Origin of the sequence: Runella sp. MFBS21 (assembly GCF_029433105.1) — a bacterium.
Taxonomy (GTDB): Bacteria; Bacteroidota; Bacteroidia; order Cytophagales; family Spirosomataceae; genus Runella.
In genome coordinates this window covers 332,048-349,268 of the sequence record NZ_JARNTW010000005.1, presented here as the reverse complement: position 1 = coordinate 349,268, position 17,221 = coordinate 332,048, and the positions used below count along the sequence as shown (strand labels likewise).

The 17,221-nt window shown below is 42.7% G+C and carries 15 protein-coding genes; 14 read left to right on the top strand and 1 reads right to left on the bottom strand.

Features of this window, described 5'->3' with window-relative positions:
* The first annotated feature begins 71 nt into the window (after positions 1 to 71).
* From ccoS to P1X15_RS14295, 9 genes are all read left to right on the top strand, one after another.
* Positions 72 to 236, top strand: a complete 165-nt coding sequence (gene ccoS / locus P1X15_RS14335; RefSeq protein WP_084650838.1) for a cbb3-type cytochrome oxidase assembly protein CcoS — start codon at positions 72 to 74, stop codon at positions 234 to 236.
* A gap of 17 nt (positions 237 to 253) precedes the next feature.
* On the top strand, positions 254 to 2,398 hold the full coding sequence (gene ccoN, locus P1X15_RS14330) for a cytochrome-c oxidase, cbb3-type subunit I (RefSeq protein WP_277338813.1): 2,145 nt from the start codon (positions 254 to 256) through the stop codon (positions 2,396 to 2,398).
* A gap of 85 nt (positions 2,399 to 2,483) precedes the next feature.
* On the top strand, positions 2,484 to 3,551 hold the full coding sequence (locus P1X15_RS14325) for a cbb3-type cytochrome c oxidase N-terminal domain-containing protein (protein WP_277338812.1): 1,068 nt from the start codon (positions 2,484 to 2,486) through the stop codon (positions 3,549 to 3,551).
* Positions 3,552 to 3,604: 53 nt separating this feature from the next.
* Positions 3,605 to 5,017, top strand: coding sequence for a cytochrome c oxidase accessory protein CcoG (gene ccoG / locus P1X15_RS14320; RefSeq protein WP_277338811.1), 1,413 nt, complete (start codon positions 3,605 to 3,607; stop codon positions 5,015 to 5,017).
* 36 nt (positions 5,018 to 5,053) lie between these two features.
* A complete protein-coding gene (locus P1X15_RS14315) occupies positions 5,054 to 5,488 on the top strand; it encodes a FixH family protein (protein WP_277338810.1) in 435 nt (144 codons plus the stop codon).
* A gap of 48 nt (positions 5,489 to 5,536) precedes the next feature.
* Complete coding sequence (locus P1X15_RS14310) at positions 5,537 to 6,232, top strand: sulfite exporter TauE/SafE family protein (protein WP_277338809.1); 696 nt, start codon at positions 5,537 to 5,539, stop codon at positions 6,230 to 6,232.
* Between the two features lie 81 nt (positions 6,233 to 6,313).
* Positions 6,314 to 7,675: an oxygen-independent coproporphyrinogen III oxidase gene (hemN, locus tag P1X15_RS14305; protein WP_277338808.1), complete on the top strand. Its 1,362-nt coding sequence runs from the start codon at positions 6,314 to 6,316 to the stop codon at positions 7,673 to 7,675.
* Positions 7,676 to 7,749: 74 nt separating this feature from the next.
* On the top strand, positions 7,750 to 8,994 hold the full coding sequence (locus P1X15_RS14300; RefSeq protein ID WP_277338807.1) for a PAS domain-containing sensor histidine kinase: 1,245 nt from the start codon (positions 7,750 to 7,752) through the stop codon (positions 8,992 to 8,994).
* A gap of 37 nt (positions 8,995 to 9,031) precedes the next feature.
* The gene (locus P1X15_RS14295; RefSeq protein WP_277338806.1) at positions 9,032 to 10,090 is read left to right on the top strand and encodes a response regulator; all 1,059 of its coding nucleotides are present in this window, start codon (positions 9,032 to 9,034) and stop codon (positions 10,088 to 10,090) included.
* Between the two features lie 10 nt (positions 10,091 to 10,100).
* Here the strand turns inward: P1X15_RS14295 and abc-f are convergent, their stop codons facing one another.
* Entirely contained in the window at positions 10,101 to 12,035 is a 1,935-nt protein-coding gene (gene abc-f, locus P1X15_RS14290) for a ribosomal protection-like ABC-F family protein (RefSeq protein WP_277338805.1), read from the bottom strand.
* 103 nt (positions 12,036 to 12,138) lie between these two features.
* On the opposite strand from abc-f, the gene P1X15_RS14285 reads away from it, so the two are divergent.
* From P1X15_RS14285 to P1X15_RS14265, 5 genes are all read left to right on the top strand, one after another.
* Positions 12,139 to 13,086, top strand: a complete 948-nt coding sequence (locus P1X15_RS14285) for a GNAT family N-acetyltransferase (protein ID WP_277338804.1) — start codon at positions 12,139 to 12,141, stop codon at positions 13,084 to 13,086.
* A gap of 27 nt (positions 13,087 to 13,113) precedes the next feature.
* Positions 13,114 to 14,679, top strand: coding sequence for a hypothetical protein (locus P1X15_RS14280; RefSeq protein ID WP_277338803.1), 1,566 nt, complete (start codon positions 13,114 to 13,116; stop codon positions 14,677 to 14,679).
* Positions 14,680 to 14,778: 99 nt separating this feature from the next.
* Complete coding sequence (locus tag P1X15_RS14275; protein ID WP_277338802.1) at positions 14,779 to 15,177, top strand: hypothetical protein; 399 nt, start codon at positions 14,779 to 14,781, stop codon at positions 15,175 to 15,177.
* A gap of 104 nt (positions 15,178 to 15,281) precedes the next feature.
* Positions 15,282 to 15,854: a YdeI family protein gene (locus P1X15_RS14270; protein ID WP_277338801.1), complete on the top strand. Its 573-nt coding sequence runs from the start codon at positions 15,282 to 15,284 to the stop codon at positions 15,852 to 15,854.
* A 177-nt stretch (positions 15,855 to 16,031) separates the two neighbouring features.
* Positions 16,032 to 17,171 (top strand): hypothetical protein, encoded by a 1,140-nt coding sequence (locus P1X15_RS14265; RefSeq protein WP_277338800.1) that lies wholly within the window; start codon positions 16,032 to 16,034, stop codon positions 17,169 to 17,171.
* Positions 17,172 to 17,221 lie beyond the last annotated feature (50 nt).

Sequence of the window (17,221 nt, the reverse complement as noted above, 5' to 3'; positions counted from 1 at the left end):
CCCTGCGCTCTTACTTTTGAGCAAAACCAATCGATTGTTGACGATTTCAATAATCAAAAACCTCCAATGCTATGAGTGCTCTCATTCTCCTTTTATCGCTTAGTCTGCTAGTGGCTGGGGCTTTCTTGGTAGCCTTCATCTGGTCAGTCAAACGCGGACAGTTCGACGACGACTACACACCTTCCATTAGGATTCTTTTTGAAGACAAAGAAAATAGTTCATCACCTCAATCATAAACCTCCTCAATTTTTGTATGGAACCAATTTCCAAAACGACCTCTACAGTTGACATGGAAGAGTTTCAGTATGACAACACTATCGTACGTAACTTTGCCATTGCCTCCATTGTATTTGGGATAGTGGGTATGCTGGTGGGCGTACTCATTGCTTTCCAGCTCGCTTTTCCGGCGCTTAATTTTGACATTCCCTATACTACCTTTGGGAGATTGCGCCCCCTTCACACCAATGCGGTCATTTTCGCTTTTGTCGGAAACGGCTTTTTCATGGGATTGTATTATTCGGCACCTCGGGTACTCAAAACCCCCATGTGGAGCCCACTTTTGAGTAAAATCAATTTTTGGGGCTGGCAATTGATTATCGTAGGTGCGGCTATTACCTTGCCTTTGGGTATTACTACTGGTAAAGAATACGCCGAATTGGAATGGCCCATTGACATCGCCATCGCAGTAGTATGGGTAGCAGGTTTGCTCAACTTAGTGATGACCATGATCAATCGCCGCGTTCAGCACGTGTATGCCGCTATTTGGTTTTATCTAGCTTCTTTTGTGACAGTAGCGATGCTACACGTAGTCAATAGTGTAGAGCTGCCTATCTCTCTTACCAAAAGCTACTCATGGTATGCTGGTGTGCAAGATGCACTCGTCCAATGGTGGTATGGGCACAATGCCGTGGCATTCTTCCTTACTACACCTTATTTGGGTCTGATGTATTATTTCTTACCAAAAGCCGCCAATCGCCCTATTTATTCTTATCGCTTATCGATTGTCCACTTCTGGTCTTTGATATTCCTTTATATATGGGCTGGTCCTCACCACTTGTTGTACACTGCCCTTCCTGACTGGGCGCAGTCGCTTGGGGTTGTGTTTTCTGTGATGTTGATTGCACCTTCTTGGGGTGGGATGATCAACGGTCTCTTTACCCTTCGTGGTGCATGGGACAAAGTTCGTGAAGACGTAGTACTCAAATTTATGGTGGTGGCTGTTACAGCCTATGGCATGGCTACGTTTGAGGGACCAATGCTTTCACTCAAAAACGTCAACGCTATTGCTCACTATACCGACTGGATAGTAGCGCACGTACACGTAGGAGCATTAGGTTGGAATGGGTTCATGACTTTTGCGATTATGTACTGGCTTTTCCCTCGTTTGTATGGACGGCCCCTCTATTCGCTCAAACTCGCCAACTTCCACTTCTGGATTGGCACCCTCGGCATTATCTTCTACGCAGTACCGATGTACTGGGCGGGCTGGACTCAGTCGTCGATGTGGAAAGAATTTACGGAAGAAGGCTTCTTAAAATACCCTAACTTCCTCGAAACCGTAACCCAATTGATTCCTTTCTATGTATTCCGGGGAATTGGTGGTACGTTGTATTTATTAGGTTTTGTAGTAGGTTCTTACAACCTTCTTATGACTGCCCTTAGTGGCAAACTCATCAAAGTCGAAAACGCCCGTGCAGCTTCTTTGGCTTCTATTTGGCATCAACCAGCCAACGAGTTTTGGCACAGCCGCATTTTCGAACGCAAACCTGTGATGCTTACTTTCTTTGCATTGATAGCGGTTATCATCGGCGGAATTATTGAAATGGTACCTACTTTTATGGTAGAGTCCAATGTCCCTACCATCGAAAGTGTCAAACCTTATACTCCTCTTGAACTGCAAGGTCGTGATATTTATGTTCGCGAAGGTTGCTATACTTGCCACTCTCAAATGGTAAGACCTTTCCGTAGCGAAACCGAACGCTACGGCGAATATTCAAAAGCGGGAGAATTTGTATATGACCACCCCTTCCAGTGGGGTTCAAAACGAACCGGTCCAGACTTGCACCGTGTAGGGGCCAAATATCCCGACTCTTGGCACTACAACCACATGGAAGACCCTACTAGTATGTCACCAGGTTCTATCATGCCCAAGTATCCGTTTTTGTTGGAAAGTACGCTTGACCTAAGCACTACTCCTGCCAAAATCAGTGCTATGCGTACGCTAGGCGTTCCTTATGGCGAAGGCTATGAAGACAAGGCGATTGCCGATGCTCAGACTCAAGCCGACCAGATAGTGGCTAGTCTGAAAAAAGACGGAATCAAAACCAAAGCCGACAAAGAAATCATCGCCCTGATTGCTTATCTCCAACGTCTCGGTACCGACATTAAGGCTCAATAATGACAAAAAATAGACTTTCCAAGCGGCAAGCGGACTTAGCTCTAGCTTGGGAAGTCTCCTCTACAAACCCAATATTATACAACCAATGAAATTCAGAAATTATCTCCAAACCATCGAAGGCGTGGGTATTTACCCGCTCATCGGTCTGCTGATTTTCACCGCACTTTGCGTAGGGCTGATTTGGTATGTTATTCGAATGGATAAACAGACCGTCAAAGCCATTAGTCGCTTACCACTTGAAGATGGCACCATTCAAAAAGGTATAACTACCTTTCTACTTTTCTTCATCACCAGCATTGCTTTTGGCCAAGCAGAGCAAAAAAAAGCCGGAGACCAAGAGTTAATAACTTATTTGATATTGATGCTCCTGGTTTTGGTGATTTTGGCCGTAGTAGTGGTACTAGTACAAGTGTTGATGTTGCTCCAAAAATTAACCAAAGGCACTTCCACTTCAGCCGAAGCTCCCGAAGATTTACGCGGCGAATCGGCTCCTTTGTTTAGCGACCGTTGGTGGCAGCGCTGGACTGGTTTTGGGGTAAAACTTCAAGACGAACAACGCATCCTTATCAAAGGACACGATTATGACGGTATCCACGAACTCGACAATCGTATGCCTCCTTGGTTAGCTTTCTTGTTTCAGGGTACCATTGTCTTTGCTATTTTTTATTTGATTCATTATCACTTTACCAAAACAGGTGATTTGCAATTGACCGAGCTAGAAAAAGAGTCGAAAGTTATCGAAACCAAAAAAGCGGCATTCTTAGAAAAAGCAGCGGCCAAAATCAACGAAAACTCCGTTACGCTTGCTACCGATGCCAAATCGATTGAAGAAGGGAAAGTTATTTTTGCAGCCAACTGCGCCGCTTGCCATGCCGCCGACGGCGGTGGTTCCGTAGGTCCCAACCTGACCGACGAATATTGGCTACACGGCGGAGGCATCAAAAATGTATTCAAAACTATAAAATATGGTATCCCCGAAAAAGGGATGATTGCGTGGGAGAAACAATTGAACCCTCTCAAAATGCAGCAAGTAGCGAGTTATATCATTTCGATAAAAGGCGCCAAAACCGCCGCTCCTAAAGCACCGCAAGGTGAGATTTATGTAGAAACCAAAGCAGCCGCCGATAGTACCGTGGCTATAGAATCCAAATAAACCAGAGAGGGAGGATTCTAATCCTCCCTCTTCTTTTTTGCAACCCAAATGCTATGCAACCCCTCGATACACATCCCGATTTTGATGAATCCTTCCGCGATAGTTTTGCGGCGGTAGATGATACGACAGGAAAAAGAAACTGGTTTTTTCCTCAAAAACCAACGGGAAAGTGGCACAACCGCCGCGTATGGTTTACTATTTTTCAATTGACGGTTATGTTTGGCCTTCCTTTCATCAAAGTGAATGGCCAACCCCTATTTTTGTTTAATGTACTAGAAAGAAAATTTATCGTATTTGGCATCTTCATTGGTCCCCAAGACTATTGGCTTTTTGGCCTCATGATGATTTCATTCTTTGTTTTTATCGTACTTTTTACGACTGTTTTTGGGAGAGTATGGTGCGGATGGGCTTGTCCCCAAACTGTATTTATGGAAATGGTTTTTCGTAAAATCGAATATTGGATAGAAGGCGATTGGAAAGCACAACGCGCCTTAGAGAAAGCCCCTTGGAATCAAGAAAAAATTATTAAAAGAACTTCTAAAGCAATCCTATTTTTAGCTCTTTCTTTCCTCATTGCAAACCTCCTTTTGAGCTATTTTGTGGGGATTGACGAATTATACAAGATTATCGCCGAACCTATCTCTGAGCATCTTACTTTATTTTTAGGCATTTCTGCTTTTACGCTTATTTTCTTTTTCAACTTTGCTTGGCTTCGCGACCAAGCTTGCACGGTAGTGTGTCCTTATGGTCGTTTGCAAGGAGTACTGCTTGACAAAAACTCGGTGGTGATTGCCTACGATTATAAAAGAGGAGAACCCCGCGAAAAACTCCGCAAAGGTGCCGAACGTACCGCCGGGGATTGTATCAACTGCTTCCAATGTGTGAATGTATGTCCCACAGGTATTGATATCCGAAACGGTACCCAAATGGAGTGTGTTAACTGTACGGCTTGTATCGACGCTTGCGACAATATCATGGACAAAGTCGGCCTTCCTAAAGGATTGATCCGTTATGATTCTGAAAACAACATCGCAAGCGGAAAAAACAAACTCATCACGACTCGTACCATTGCTTATGCTGTAGTACTATCGGCGTTGTGGATAGGACTTGGGTACGCTATCCTGACTCGCGACGATACCGAGACTACACTATTGAGAGCTCCAGGCTCACGTTTTATTGAAAATCCCGACAAAAGTATCAGCAACCTCTATACTTTTAAACTTTTCAATAAAACCAATCATCCTATTACACCAGAGATGCGAATCATCTCTCCCAATGGCACCTTAAAATTTGCGGGGATTCCCAATCTGCATCTTAATGCCGCTGGAATGGTAGAAGGCTCGGTGATTATTACTTTACCAAAATCCGAAATCACCAAACGACGTACTGAGATAACGCTGGGTATTTTTGCCAACGGCGAAAAATTAGAAGAATTCAAGACCTCGTTTATTGCACCCGAAGAATAAATTCACTCATTTCTCACATTTCAATTTATTATCTATATGAAACTCTCTTGGGGAAAAGGCATTTGGGCATTTTATGGCCTGTTTGTCGCCATGATACTCACTATGGTTGGTATGAGTGTGGTTCAAAAAATCGACCTCGTCACCGATAGCTACTACGAAGAAGAATTACGTTTTCAGGGAAAAATTGATAAAATCAAACAAGCCCAAAAACTCACGATTCCGCTTACTTGGGAAGTGACCGACCACAATATCCTGGTCAAATACCCCAAAAATCTTAATAATATCAGCGGGCATATCAATTTTTATTGTCCTTCCGACAACCGGAAAGACTTTAAATTACCTATTCAAATCGACGCACAGTCAAGTCAATCGATTCCTTTAGAAAAGATATCCGCAGGGCGTTATCAGATTCAGTTTGACTGGCAAGCCGCCGGTACTCAATATTGGAACGAAGGTATTATTAATCTCTAAAGACTTTTTGGATAAGTTGTTGTTCCAGATTAGCCCATTTTACCTAAGATGTTTTATCTAGCTTTTTCATTGGGATTGATGAGTAGCCTCCACTGCATAGGCATGTGTGGGCCTATTGCGTTGGCCTTACCAGTGCATCATCGTTCTTTTTATGGCAAAACATTAGGTATCTTGAGCTATAACTTAGGTCGGGCTTTTACCTACAGCTTACTTGGTTTTTTACTAGGCAGTCTCGGAACTGCCCTCAATTTTGCGGGTTTACAGCGATTTCTTTCGGTGGGGTCGGGCTTGGTAATGCTAGGCGCAGTAGCCTACTCTTCACACTGGCTCGACCAGCTTTCTACACCTCTACCACTTCAAAAAAGCGTCGTTTGGCTCAAAAAGAAACTAGGCGTATTGCTCTCTCGGCGCAGTTTCGGCGCATTGTTTACCTTGGGAGTGCTCAATGGCTTTTTACCTTGTGGATTGGTATACATGGCTCTCATTAGCTCTTTTGCCGTAGGGAATGCCGCCGAAGGTGCTTTGTTTATGGGATTGTTTGGATTAGGGACACTACCTGCGATGAGCGCAGTAGGGTTTGTGAAAAATATTTTTTCGGTAAGTTTTCGAAGCAAAGCTCGCCAACTAATGCCCGCTATTGTGGCGGCCACGGCTCTTTTACTCATAATTAGAGGTTTTCAGTTTTCGGGAGACTCATTTTTTCATAAATCTTCCCCCGAAATCCCGATTTGTCATGGAAAATAACACCAACGATGACCTTTGTCATATTTTACTCCCACAAACAATTTCATTTTTGGTAAAAGTAGTTTTTTATCCGACATTACCATGAATACCCATCTCTTACAAAAATACAACGTTCCAGGCCCACGATACACCAGTTATCCCACGGTGCCTTATTGGGACAAAACTCCGATGACCGAGACTAAATGGCAAGATTTAGTGAAAGATATGTTTTCGGTCAGCAACGACACCGAAGGAATCAGCCTTTATATTCATTTACCTTTTTGTGAAAGCTTATGTACTTACTGTGGATGTAATACCCGCATTACGGTCAACCATAAAGTAGAACATCCTTATATAGAAGCAGTACTCAAAGAATGGCAACTTTATTTGGATTTTTTGCCTTCACGCCCGCTGATTCGGGAAATTCATTTAGGCGGTGGCACTCCTACTTTTTTTAGCCCTGATAATCTACAAACTCTTATCAAAGGATTACTAACAAAAGCAGAAGTACACCCACAAGCAGAGTTTGGATTTGAAGCGCATCCTGCAAGTACTACCGATGCACACCTAGAAGCATTGTATGAAGTAGGCTTTCGACGTATCAGCATTGGGGTTCAAGATTTTAACCCTGTCGTTCTTCATCTCATCAATCGCCCCCAAACCTATCAACAAGTAAAGCACGTTACCGAAAAAGCCCGTGAGATTGGTTACACTTCCGTCAATTTTGATTTGGTGTATGGCCTTCCTCAGCAGCGCGTATGTACCATGACACAAACTATCGGCGAAGTCATTGCGCTACGTCCTGACAGAATCGCTTTGTATAGCTATGCGCATGTACCGTGGGTCAAACCCGGTCAACGCAAGTTTACGGAAGATGACCTCCCCGATGCCTCCAAAAAACTGGCCATTTATGAAACTTGCCGTGGGGTATTAGAAATGGCAGGTTATGCAGATATTGGCATGGATCACTTTGCCCTCAAAACCGATGAACTTTACAAAGCATTAGAACAAAAACGCCTGCATCGTAATTTTATGGGCTATACCACAAGCAATACCCGTCTTTTGGTAGGTTTGGGGGTATCGGCTATTGGAGATTGCTGGTGGGGATATGCCCAAAACGAAAAAACGGTAGAAGCTTATTACGAACGCCTCAAGCAAAATCAATTGCCTATTTTCAGAGGGCACGTATTGACCCGCGAAGACCTTATCTTACGTCGGCATATTCAACAATTGATGTGCCATTTCGAAACAAGTTGGTACGATACCAAAGACCAATGCAGAGCACTATATGAAGCTCTCGCAAGACTCGATGAGCCCGAAAAAGACGAGTTAGTCAGCATTGAGCCTTTTCACTTGACAGTGACACCCTTAGGTCGTTCGTTTATTCGTAATATCAGCATGGCCTTCGATGCACGACTCTGGGGAGATGTACCGCAAACGACGATTTTTAGTCAAGTCTTCTGAAATACTAGGCTATAAATACAATTTAATAAAGTTTTAATTTTTTTGGAAAAACCGTAATAACCTCCGTATTTGGTATGTTAGAAATATTTATTCAACAAACCCAAGCGATGAGAAGACACGTCGAAATGCTAGATGCACTTTTCAAAAGTGCAACAGAGGGAATTATTGTCGTGGATTCGTGGGGCGCTATCCAGTTAGTTAACCCAAAAGCACAGGAGTTATTTGGTTATGAAGAGGGGGAATTGATTGATAAAAAAATTGAAACCCTGATTCCACAACGTTATGCTAACAAGCATGTTTCCCACCGGATGAACTACGCTCAAGCCCCTAAAGCCAGGAGTATGGGCGGAAATTTTGACCTATGGGCCAAAAAAAAAGACAATAGTGAGTTCCCAGTAGAAGTAAGCCTTAGCCCATTTAGTACCAGCGAGGGAGATTATGTAGTAAGTTTCATTATCGACATTACCTCTCGCAAAAAGCAAGCAGAGGCACTCTTAGAAGCCCATCACCAAATCCAACACCTCAATGCTGATTTGGAAGAACGCGTCAGGATGCGAACTCGCGAACTCGCCCAAGCTCTCGAAGAGCTTGAACAGTCAAAACAAGAAGTGATGCGTGCCCTCGAAAAGGAACGCCAACTCAATGACATGAAGACCAAATTTGTGACCATAGCGTCGCATGAGTTTCGGACGCCCTTGGCTACGATTTTGTCATCAGCGTCGTTGATTGGGCGCTATACCCATACCGAAGAAGACGAAAAACGCCAAAAGCACGTACAGCGTATCAAATCGACGGTCAATAACCTGACTGAGATTCTCAATGATTTTCTATCATTGGGCAAACTTGAAGAAGGTCAAATCCGAAATGTACCCGTCTTGTTTAATATCGCCGATTTTTGTACCGAACTCGTCGAAGAGCTGCGCCCTGTATGCAAAGAAAATCAAGCAGTGAAGTACACCCACAAAGGCGATCAAGAAGTATGTATCGACCGTCACCTTTTTAAAAATATCCTTATCAATCTTCTTTCTAACGCTACCAAGTATTCGGGCGAAGGCAAAGACATATTTCTGAATACACAACTAAAAGATAAAACACTTTTCATAGAAATCATCGATCAAGGAATCGGAATTCCTGAAAAAGACCTCCCTTATGTTTTTGACCGATTTTTCCGTGCTCATAACTCAGGCACTATCCAAGGGACTGGTTTAGGACTCAATATCGTCAAAAAATACATTCAACTCATGGAAGGCACCGTAGAACTTCTGAGTGAGGTCAATGTCGGAACTACCATTCGGATTCAACTCCCCAATTGTTGTTAATAGCTCCATGGGGAGCAAGCTATTCTCATTTACATAGATGAAAACAATCTTACTCATAGAAGATAATCCCGAAATGCGGGACAATACCGCCGAAATTCTGGAATTGGCTCATTATACCGTACTTACCGCCGAAAATGGCAAAAAAGGCATCAAGTTGGCCCAAGAAAATGAGCCTGACCTCATTATTTGCGATATAATGATGCCCGAACTCGACGGCTACGGGGTGTTGCACTTATTGAGTAGAGAGCCCAATACGGCGAGTATTCCTTTTATATTCTTGACTGCCAAGGCCGAAAAGTCTGATTATCGCAAAGGAATGACCCTGGGAGCCGACGATTACCTGACCAAACCCTATGACGATGTAGAATTGCTGAGTGCTGTTGAAACACGTCTCCGCAAAAACGACTTACTTAAAACCGAATACTCTCGCACAGAAGAAGGCCTCAATCAATTTCTGAACGAAGTAAAGTCTTTTGAATCCCTCAAAAAGCTTTCTGAAAATAAAAAGACCAAAACTTACAAAAAACGAGAGGTTATTTATTCAGAAGGGAGCTACCCTAATGCGGTTTATTTCCTTAAAAATGGGAAAATTAAAAACCTAAAATCCAACGAATTCGGTAAAGAATACATCATAGAACTGCACAAACCTGGTGATTTTTTTGGCTATCTAGATTTGTTAGAAAATACGACTTACCAAGACTCAGCCGTGGCACTGCAAGACAGTGAAGTGGTCATTATTCCCAAAGATGAATTTAATTCACTGCTTTACAACAATCGTGATGTAGCTACCAAATTCATCAAAATGCTTTCTAACGAAGTCCGCGAACGCGAAGAAAGGCTCCTCAAATTGGCCTACAATTCGGTCAGAAAACGCGTGGCCGAATCGCTCATCATGCTTGCCAACCGCTACCAAGAAGACAAATCAAAACCCTTTGCGATTTCAATCACCCGTGAAGATTTGGCAAGCATCGTCGGTACCGCCACCGAAACAGTCATCCGTACTCTCTCTGACTTCAAAGATGAGCACCTTATCGAGATGAAAGGTAGCTTGATTACAGTGCTTGATTATGAAAAATTAGCGAGAATGAGGAACTAGTCCTCATTCTCTAGCCCAATGCTTCTACTTCTAGCATCGCCTGCTCCCACTCTTCGGTGGCTTCGTCAATTTTTTGCTTAATATCTGCATAAAAACGATTCAACTCTGCCAACTTGGAAGGATCGTTGTAAATGTTTGAGTCGGACAGTTTAGTTTCGGTATCCTCTTTTCGTTTTTCTAAATCGCTGATTTTCTGCTCGATTTGGGATACTTTATTTTGAAGCTGTTTGAGCGTAGTTCCGTTAGTGTTTTTTGCTAATTGTCCATTAGATTTAGAAACCTCACTGGATTTTGGAGTAGTCATCACGGGAGCGAGGGGTGCTTCCACCGACTTTGCGGCCTGCTCTTCAACTCTTTCCTCTTGCCACCATTCGTATTCTTCGTAAGTACCAGGGTATACCTTCACTTCTTTGTCTTCGATGTACCAAATTTTGTTGGCAATGGCTTCCACAAAAAAGCGGTCGTGCGAGACCACCACATACGACCCTTCGTACTGACGGAGTGCCTGAATCAGGATATTGACCGATTGCATATCCAAGTGGTTGGTAGGCTCATCAAGCAGTAAGAAGTTAGCCTCTGATACCAACACCTTTGCCAACGCCACCCGCGATTTTTCCCCTCCCGACAACACCTTGATTTTTTTGAATACATCGTCTCCAGTAAATAGAAAACAGCCCAAAATCGTGCGGCATTCGGTTTCGGTTTTGGTCGGGTTGGCGTATTTGAGCTCTTCCAATATAGTATGCTCTACATTGAGAGATTCGAGCTGGTGTTGGGCATAAAACGTAAAGAGCACATTATGACCTAGTCTTCGCACGCCATCGACAGGCTCTGTACCTGCGATGATACGCAGTAGAGTAGATTTTCCTTTTCCATTGGCTCCAATCAATGCCACTTTATCCCCGCGTTCCATGGCTACATTGGTATGCCTCAAAATTTCCTTTTCGCCGTATGCTTTCGAGACATCTTCTAGCTGAAGCACATGCCGACCGGGCTGAGTCGTAAACTGAAACTTAAAATACACCTTGGCATTTGCATCTACTACCGCTTCTACCCTCTCTAATTTATCCAACATTTTGGCACGGCTTTGGGCTTGTTTGGCTTTGGTAGCCTTGGCCTTAAAGCGTTCGATGAAGCGTTCGGTTTGGCGAATTTTGGCTTGTTGATTCTCGTAAGCCCCTTTTTGTATTTCGTTACGCAGGGCTTTTTCTTCTATATAATAAGAATAATTTCCGGCATAATAATTCAGTTTTTGCCCGCTTACTTCTACCGTAGTATTACAGACATTATCCAAAAATTCGCGGTCGTGAGATACCACTATTACTGCATTTTCATAACTCTGCACATACTTTTCTACCCACTGAATCGACGGCAAATCCAAGTGGTTGGTAGGCTCATCAAGCATCAAAAGGGCAGGTTTTTGGAGAAGTAGCTTGGCTAGCATCACCCGCATACGCCATCCTCCCGAAAACTGCCGCAACGATTTTTGTAAATCAGTTGTCGAAAATCCTAGCCCTTCGAGTATTTCTTCAGCTTTTGACTGAATAGAATAACCATCCAGCGCTTCAAACTCTTCTTGTACCCGCGCCAACTTATCGACGAGCTCGTCGCGATAGTTGGTTTCCATTTCATGCAAAATCTTATCTATCTGACGCTGAAGCTCATTTTGCCGCTCAAAGGCTTGCATCGCTACCGACAAAATCGAATCTTCGGTTTGGTATGATAGTAAATCCTGATTCAAAAAGCCGATAGTACACCCTCCTGCTTTGGAAATAGTACCAGCATCGGGCTGATAATTCCCCACTATCAAATGCAATAAGGTAGATTTACCCGTTCCGTTTAGCCCAATCAGGCCAATTTTATCTTTTGGCTTGATATGCAACGAAGCATTTTCGTACAAGGCTCGGTCGCCTAAGTAATATGATAAGTTAGTTATTGAAATCATGCCGCAAAGTTAGCGGATTTTGTATCTTTGTCCGATAAGTAATCACAGAATGACGTCCATAATCCTACAGAAAAGGGCAAAATCTCCCAAGCCACGACGTTATATGACACGTGTGTTTAGGAACGAGCCTGAAATTCTACACCATTTTCGCCTCCGATGGACCCCTTGGCTGTTTAATACCCCTCTGCACGTCAGGTATCAAGCAGCCGAAGAAGTTTATACTTTTGTCTTGACAAACGCCGATACCCAATCCGACGCTTATGGTTTTTTTCATTTGTTTATACAAACCCCTAAAGGCATTAGTCCTTTTAGAGCGTCATTTGGCTCTTTCGAAATCGCCGAGCATTTGAGTCACGAAGATTTTGACGAATGGCTACATTTCATTGAGGATTTTAGCAAAACACTCGGGATTAGGTCTATCACACTCAAACATTACCCTTCTTGTTATAATCCAAACCGGACGGCTTTTATTAAGAGAGGATTGTTACGGAATTCGTTTGATATACTCCAATCTACCTCCAATCAGTACCTTGCTGTTACGTCCCGTTGTTTTGAGGAAGGATTGCATGCGTCCGAAAAAAGACGCTTACGCAAATGTACCAAAGCAGGTTTTTGTTTTGAAGAGTGGCAACAGCCCGTTGCGGAAGATGTTTATCAATTTATCCAGCACAATCGGAAGTCACTTGGCTATTCGTTGTCGTTTAGTCTTGAGCAATTCAAAATGTGGCTCCGTGTTTTTCCCAAATATTTTCGTATTTACTGTGTCAAAGACGGTGAAACAATCGCCTCGCTTACCATTGCGGTACAAGTAGGAGAAGAGGTATTGTACAATTTTTGTCCTGCCGACAACCTCAGTTATCGTACTTTCAGTCCAGCCGTAATGCTCAACAAAGGACTTTATGATTACTGTCAAAAACACGATATCAGTCTTTTAGACTTGGGGGTCTCTGTAGATGAACAGGGTCTCGAAAAACCCAGTTTACGGAGATTTAAACAAAATTTAGGAGCAAGAAACTGTGATAAACTCCAATTTCACAAAATCATTGTTTGAAATAGTACCTTGTTGCTTCTATTCGCTATGAATCTTCGTAAAACGCTTGCCTTATTTTTACTGGCTTTTCATTTTTTGGGTCATCTTATTGCCCAACCCCCTCTTTCACCCGACAAAATCAAGTTTGTAAGACAAGGAGTGCGGAGGTTTATCTTTGACGAACAGCAATCTATTCCCTTGGCAGCATTGAACCCTCGCGAAATCATCGGACTATCGGCCATGTATCCAGTCAATCATATGGGCAGTGAAAAAGCCGATGTCAAAATTCATGAAGGGCAACTTTCGATTCAGTCTAAGACCGATACACACACGGCCATTTGGTTTGGCGGATTCAATCCATTTGCTACCTACACCATCGATTTGGGCTCTTGTCAAGGAAAAGGCGAATTAGGATTTATGTTTGCTGATGCAGCCAAAAGTGAGCAGTTTTTCATCAAAATCAAGTACCACAACCTACAAATCACCGAAGTAACCCAAACCCTACGCCAAGGCTCCAAGGTCATAAAAGATAGCACAATCGCCACTAAAAACGCCTTAAAAAGCCGTATTTCTGGAAAAATCATTCTACAAATGCTTGGTAGTGGTCTTACTTTATATGTCCAGAAAGATAGTTTGCCTGTACCTATCGGTCAGTCTGATTTTGGTCGGTATATTGATTTACGTAAAAAACAATACCTCAATTCTTTTCAATCGCATTTTTATGTATACCAACAAACAGGGCACGTTGCCATCAATAAAATAACGTCAACCCTCAGCAGCGGTATGGGACTAGCCGATATTAGGGCCATAACCTACGAAGACGGAGAACCTATGCTTGACCGTGGCCGACTTTGGTACACCATGTCTATTCGAGGAAGGGCTTTGCCGCACCATATTCAAGGAGTTTTTAGTATGGATCCTACCGTGTTTGATGTTCGCTTAGAAGGGGTTATCTTGTTTGACCGCGCCGACGGCCTCCTGCGCAACGAAATCGCTTCTCATATTTTTTTCGACCGACAGCATAAGCTATGGCGGGGCATCACGACAGGTTTTAGTGCTTATGCGCATCCAAATGAAAAAAAACAACTGTTAGCTGTTCAGAGTCAAAAAGACCCGCGTTTTGGTTTTTCGGTGATGAGTGCTAGTCCTTTTGGAATAGTAGGAGACATCGAAGACCCTCATATTTTATTTGACGACATCGCAAAAAAATGGCGCATACTCACCTGTGAAAATATCAACGGTTATAAGGCTGTCATGCTGGAGTCGGAAGAGTGGAACAAAGGTTATCGCCGCATTGCAGGCCCCGTCACTTTCAATTCTACGGGTACCTCTATCCAAAAAATAGGCGACACACGCTACTGTTTTTCGGGTAGTCAAGAGCGCAAAATTTTCATTTACTCTTACCCTGACCTCAAGTCAGTAGGCACTTTAGGAATGGATTTACCTCCTTGGGATGCTAGCTCGGGTACCAGAGTCTGGCCCAATGTAGTACAGCTTCCCGAAGGCTACCCCTTCCGCTACGTGGCATTGATGATGGATCGATTCAATTATCCTGGATTAGAAGGCCCCAACTGGACCTACGGTGCCCTGTATTTGTATCATGGATATGAATAATCAGAGACAAAAACTGATTTATGTTATTTATTTTACCATCTTACTGAGGTAGATTTATTGGTTCATTATTACCAAACGCCAAATGATTCACTTCAGAAAATGGAAAAGTTTTTAAGAATTCTCTCCATTGTGTTCCTTGTTTTGACGGCTCTCAACGCCATCATAGCAGGACTACTATTTATGATAGACCCTTCTGGCTCTAAAATGGGAATGACCGTCGATTATTTACAATTTTCACCATTCCGTTCTTTTCTAATCCCCGGCCTAGTTTTGTTTTCTGTAAACGGGATTTTGAGTTTACTGACGGCATTTTCTACCATAAAACATCAAGCAAATGCCCCTGCGCTTATTATCATTCAGGGTATTTTGCTGGGTGGCTGGATACTGATTCAAATCATCATGGTGAGAGATATCAACCCACTCCATATTATTATGTTTACCATTGGGGTTATTTTAGTAACCTGCGGCACTTTACTTTGGAAAGCCGCCAAAGCATAAGTTTTTACCTTGTATTTTAGGTACCCCCCAAAAATACTCCTGACATAGGGCTGTCAACCATAAGTATTAAATTTGTCATAAAATACCTGACGTAATCAGCACTTATGGAAAAGGAGACCTTTTATCCCCAAAGCCGACAAGCATGGCGCGAATGGCTACATGAAAATCATCATTCTAAGCCATCTATTTGGCTGGTTTGTTATAAAAAACATACCAATATTCCCACTATTAGCTGGAGTGAGGCCGTAGACGAAGCACTATGTTTTGGGTGGATAGACAGCACTCGCGTCTCGGTAGATAACGACGCCTTTATCCAGTTTTTTTGTCCAAGAAAACCCCGTAGTGGATGGTCTAAAATAAACAAAGAAAAAATAGCACGACTCACCAAAGAAGGTTTAATGACCTCAGCGGGATTAAAAAGTATTGAAATTGCAAAACACAACGGTTCTTGGGATATGTTGGACGAGATTGAAGCACTCATTATCCCTCAAGATTTGACAGAGGCGTTTGAAAACTATCCTTCGTCGTTAAGTTATTTTTTGGGTTTAAGTAAATCCGTCCGAAAATCCTTATTGCACTGGCTCGTGCTCGCCAAACGCCCCGAAACGAGACAAAAAAGAATTCAGGAAGTAGCATCCTTGGCAAGTCAAAAGCAATTACCTAAACAATTCAGGTAACGCCTCGGACTATTGCCCAAATACACCGCTATTTTTGATAAATGATAGGTACTATCCCTGATAAACTTGGTTTAAGATTAAATAATATTCAATTTTTTGGGAGAAATAAAAGCTTAATTACTAACATTGCGCTTTTCATCAACTTTGACAAAGTTCTATCATTTGAATCAAAACCGTATGTTTAGAATAGTAACCGCCTTTTTAGGTTTTGTACTTTTGACCACCATCCTACACGCCCAACAACCCGTAGAAGTCACCGAGCAGACCCTCAAAATCGGAGGGCTCAAAGAAGAGGCGTTTTATTTTGGATTTGCCACCGGCGACAAAATCGTTTTTAATTTCAAAGAAGTTGACAACAAAGAATTGAAAGAAATCGAAATTGTAGAATATCCCAATAATCCTCGGTATTCGGATTACAAAATCACTCTTTTGGAAAATAAAACCATCGAGGTACCCAAGCAAGGAGTTTATATTTTCAGATTTAAAAATACTGCTCTTACTGGCCGAATCTGTAAAATCAAGGTTCAACGCATCCCTGCTAGTATCGAAACGGCTCATTTTAATACTTCGGTGACATGGGAAGACAGAGATGAAACCACCTACAAAACATATACCAAAGAGGTCATTGCAGGCTATGATACTACCTATATTCAAAAAACAAAAAAAGTACTTGTCAAGACTGAGCAAAAAGAAGAGTTGATTTTTGATAAACCACAGAGGGTTCACTCAAACGCCAACATCAGCAATCACAACAAAACTTCTCTCTCATTCAAACTTCCCCTCAATCAAATCAGTCCTTACAAAACCACCAAAGTAATCGCTTGGGCTTACTGGGTGGGCGTAGGCAAAGAAGCCAATCTAGCTTGGAAACAAAATGCCCAAATCATCAAAAACATAGTGAAAGGTGCGGTGGCTTACTTTACTACACCGCTAGGCGCATTGGCAGCGGGTGTGGTCACTGATTTAGCCACCCCCAAAGCCGGAGAAGATGTGTATTATGGCATTGCTAATCAGACCAATAGAGATCTTTTTGTGGCGGGCCAAAAATATACTGTTTATGACCAAGGCAAAGGCGTAGCGGGCTATCGAAAATTCACCGAACCGAGCTTATGTCAAGGGACTTATTACGTGCTTCTCTCCAACGACAATCTAGTGCAGGCCATAGATGCCACCGTGAAGGTCGTTGCTATTCTCGAAACCAACGTCTACGAAGAGCAATCCTACTCGGACATAATTCTCAAGCCTCGTTATGAAACAAAGACATTTTCGGAGCCTGTCATCAAAACCTCACGAGTCCCTGTCACTGGAAAATTTTGAATTAAATAAATGTGCTAATTGGTTAGTCAAACCCAAACGGCTTTATTTGA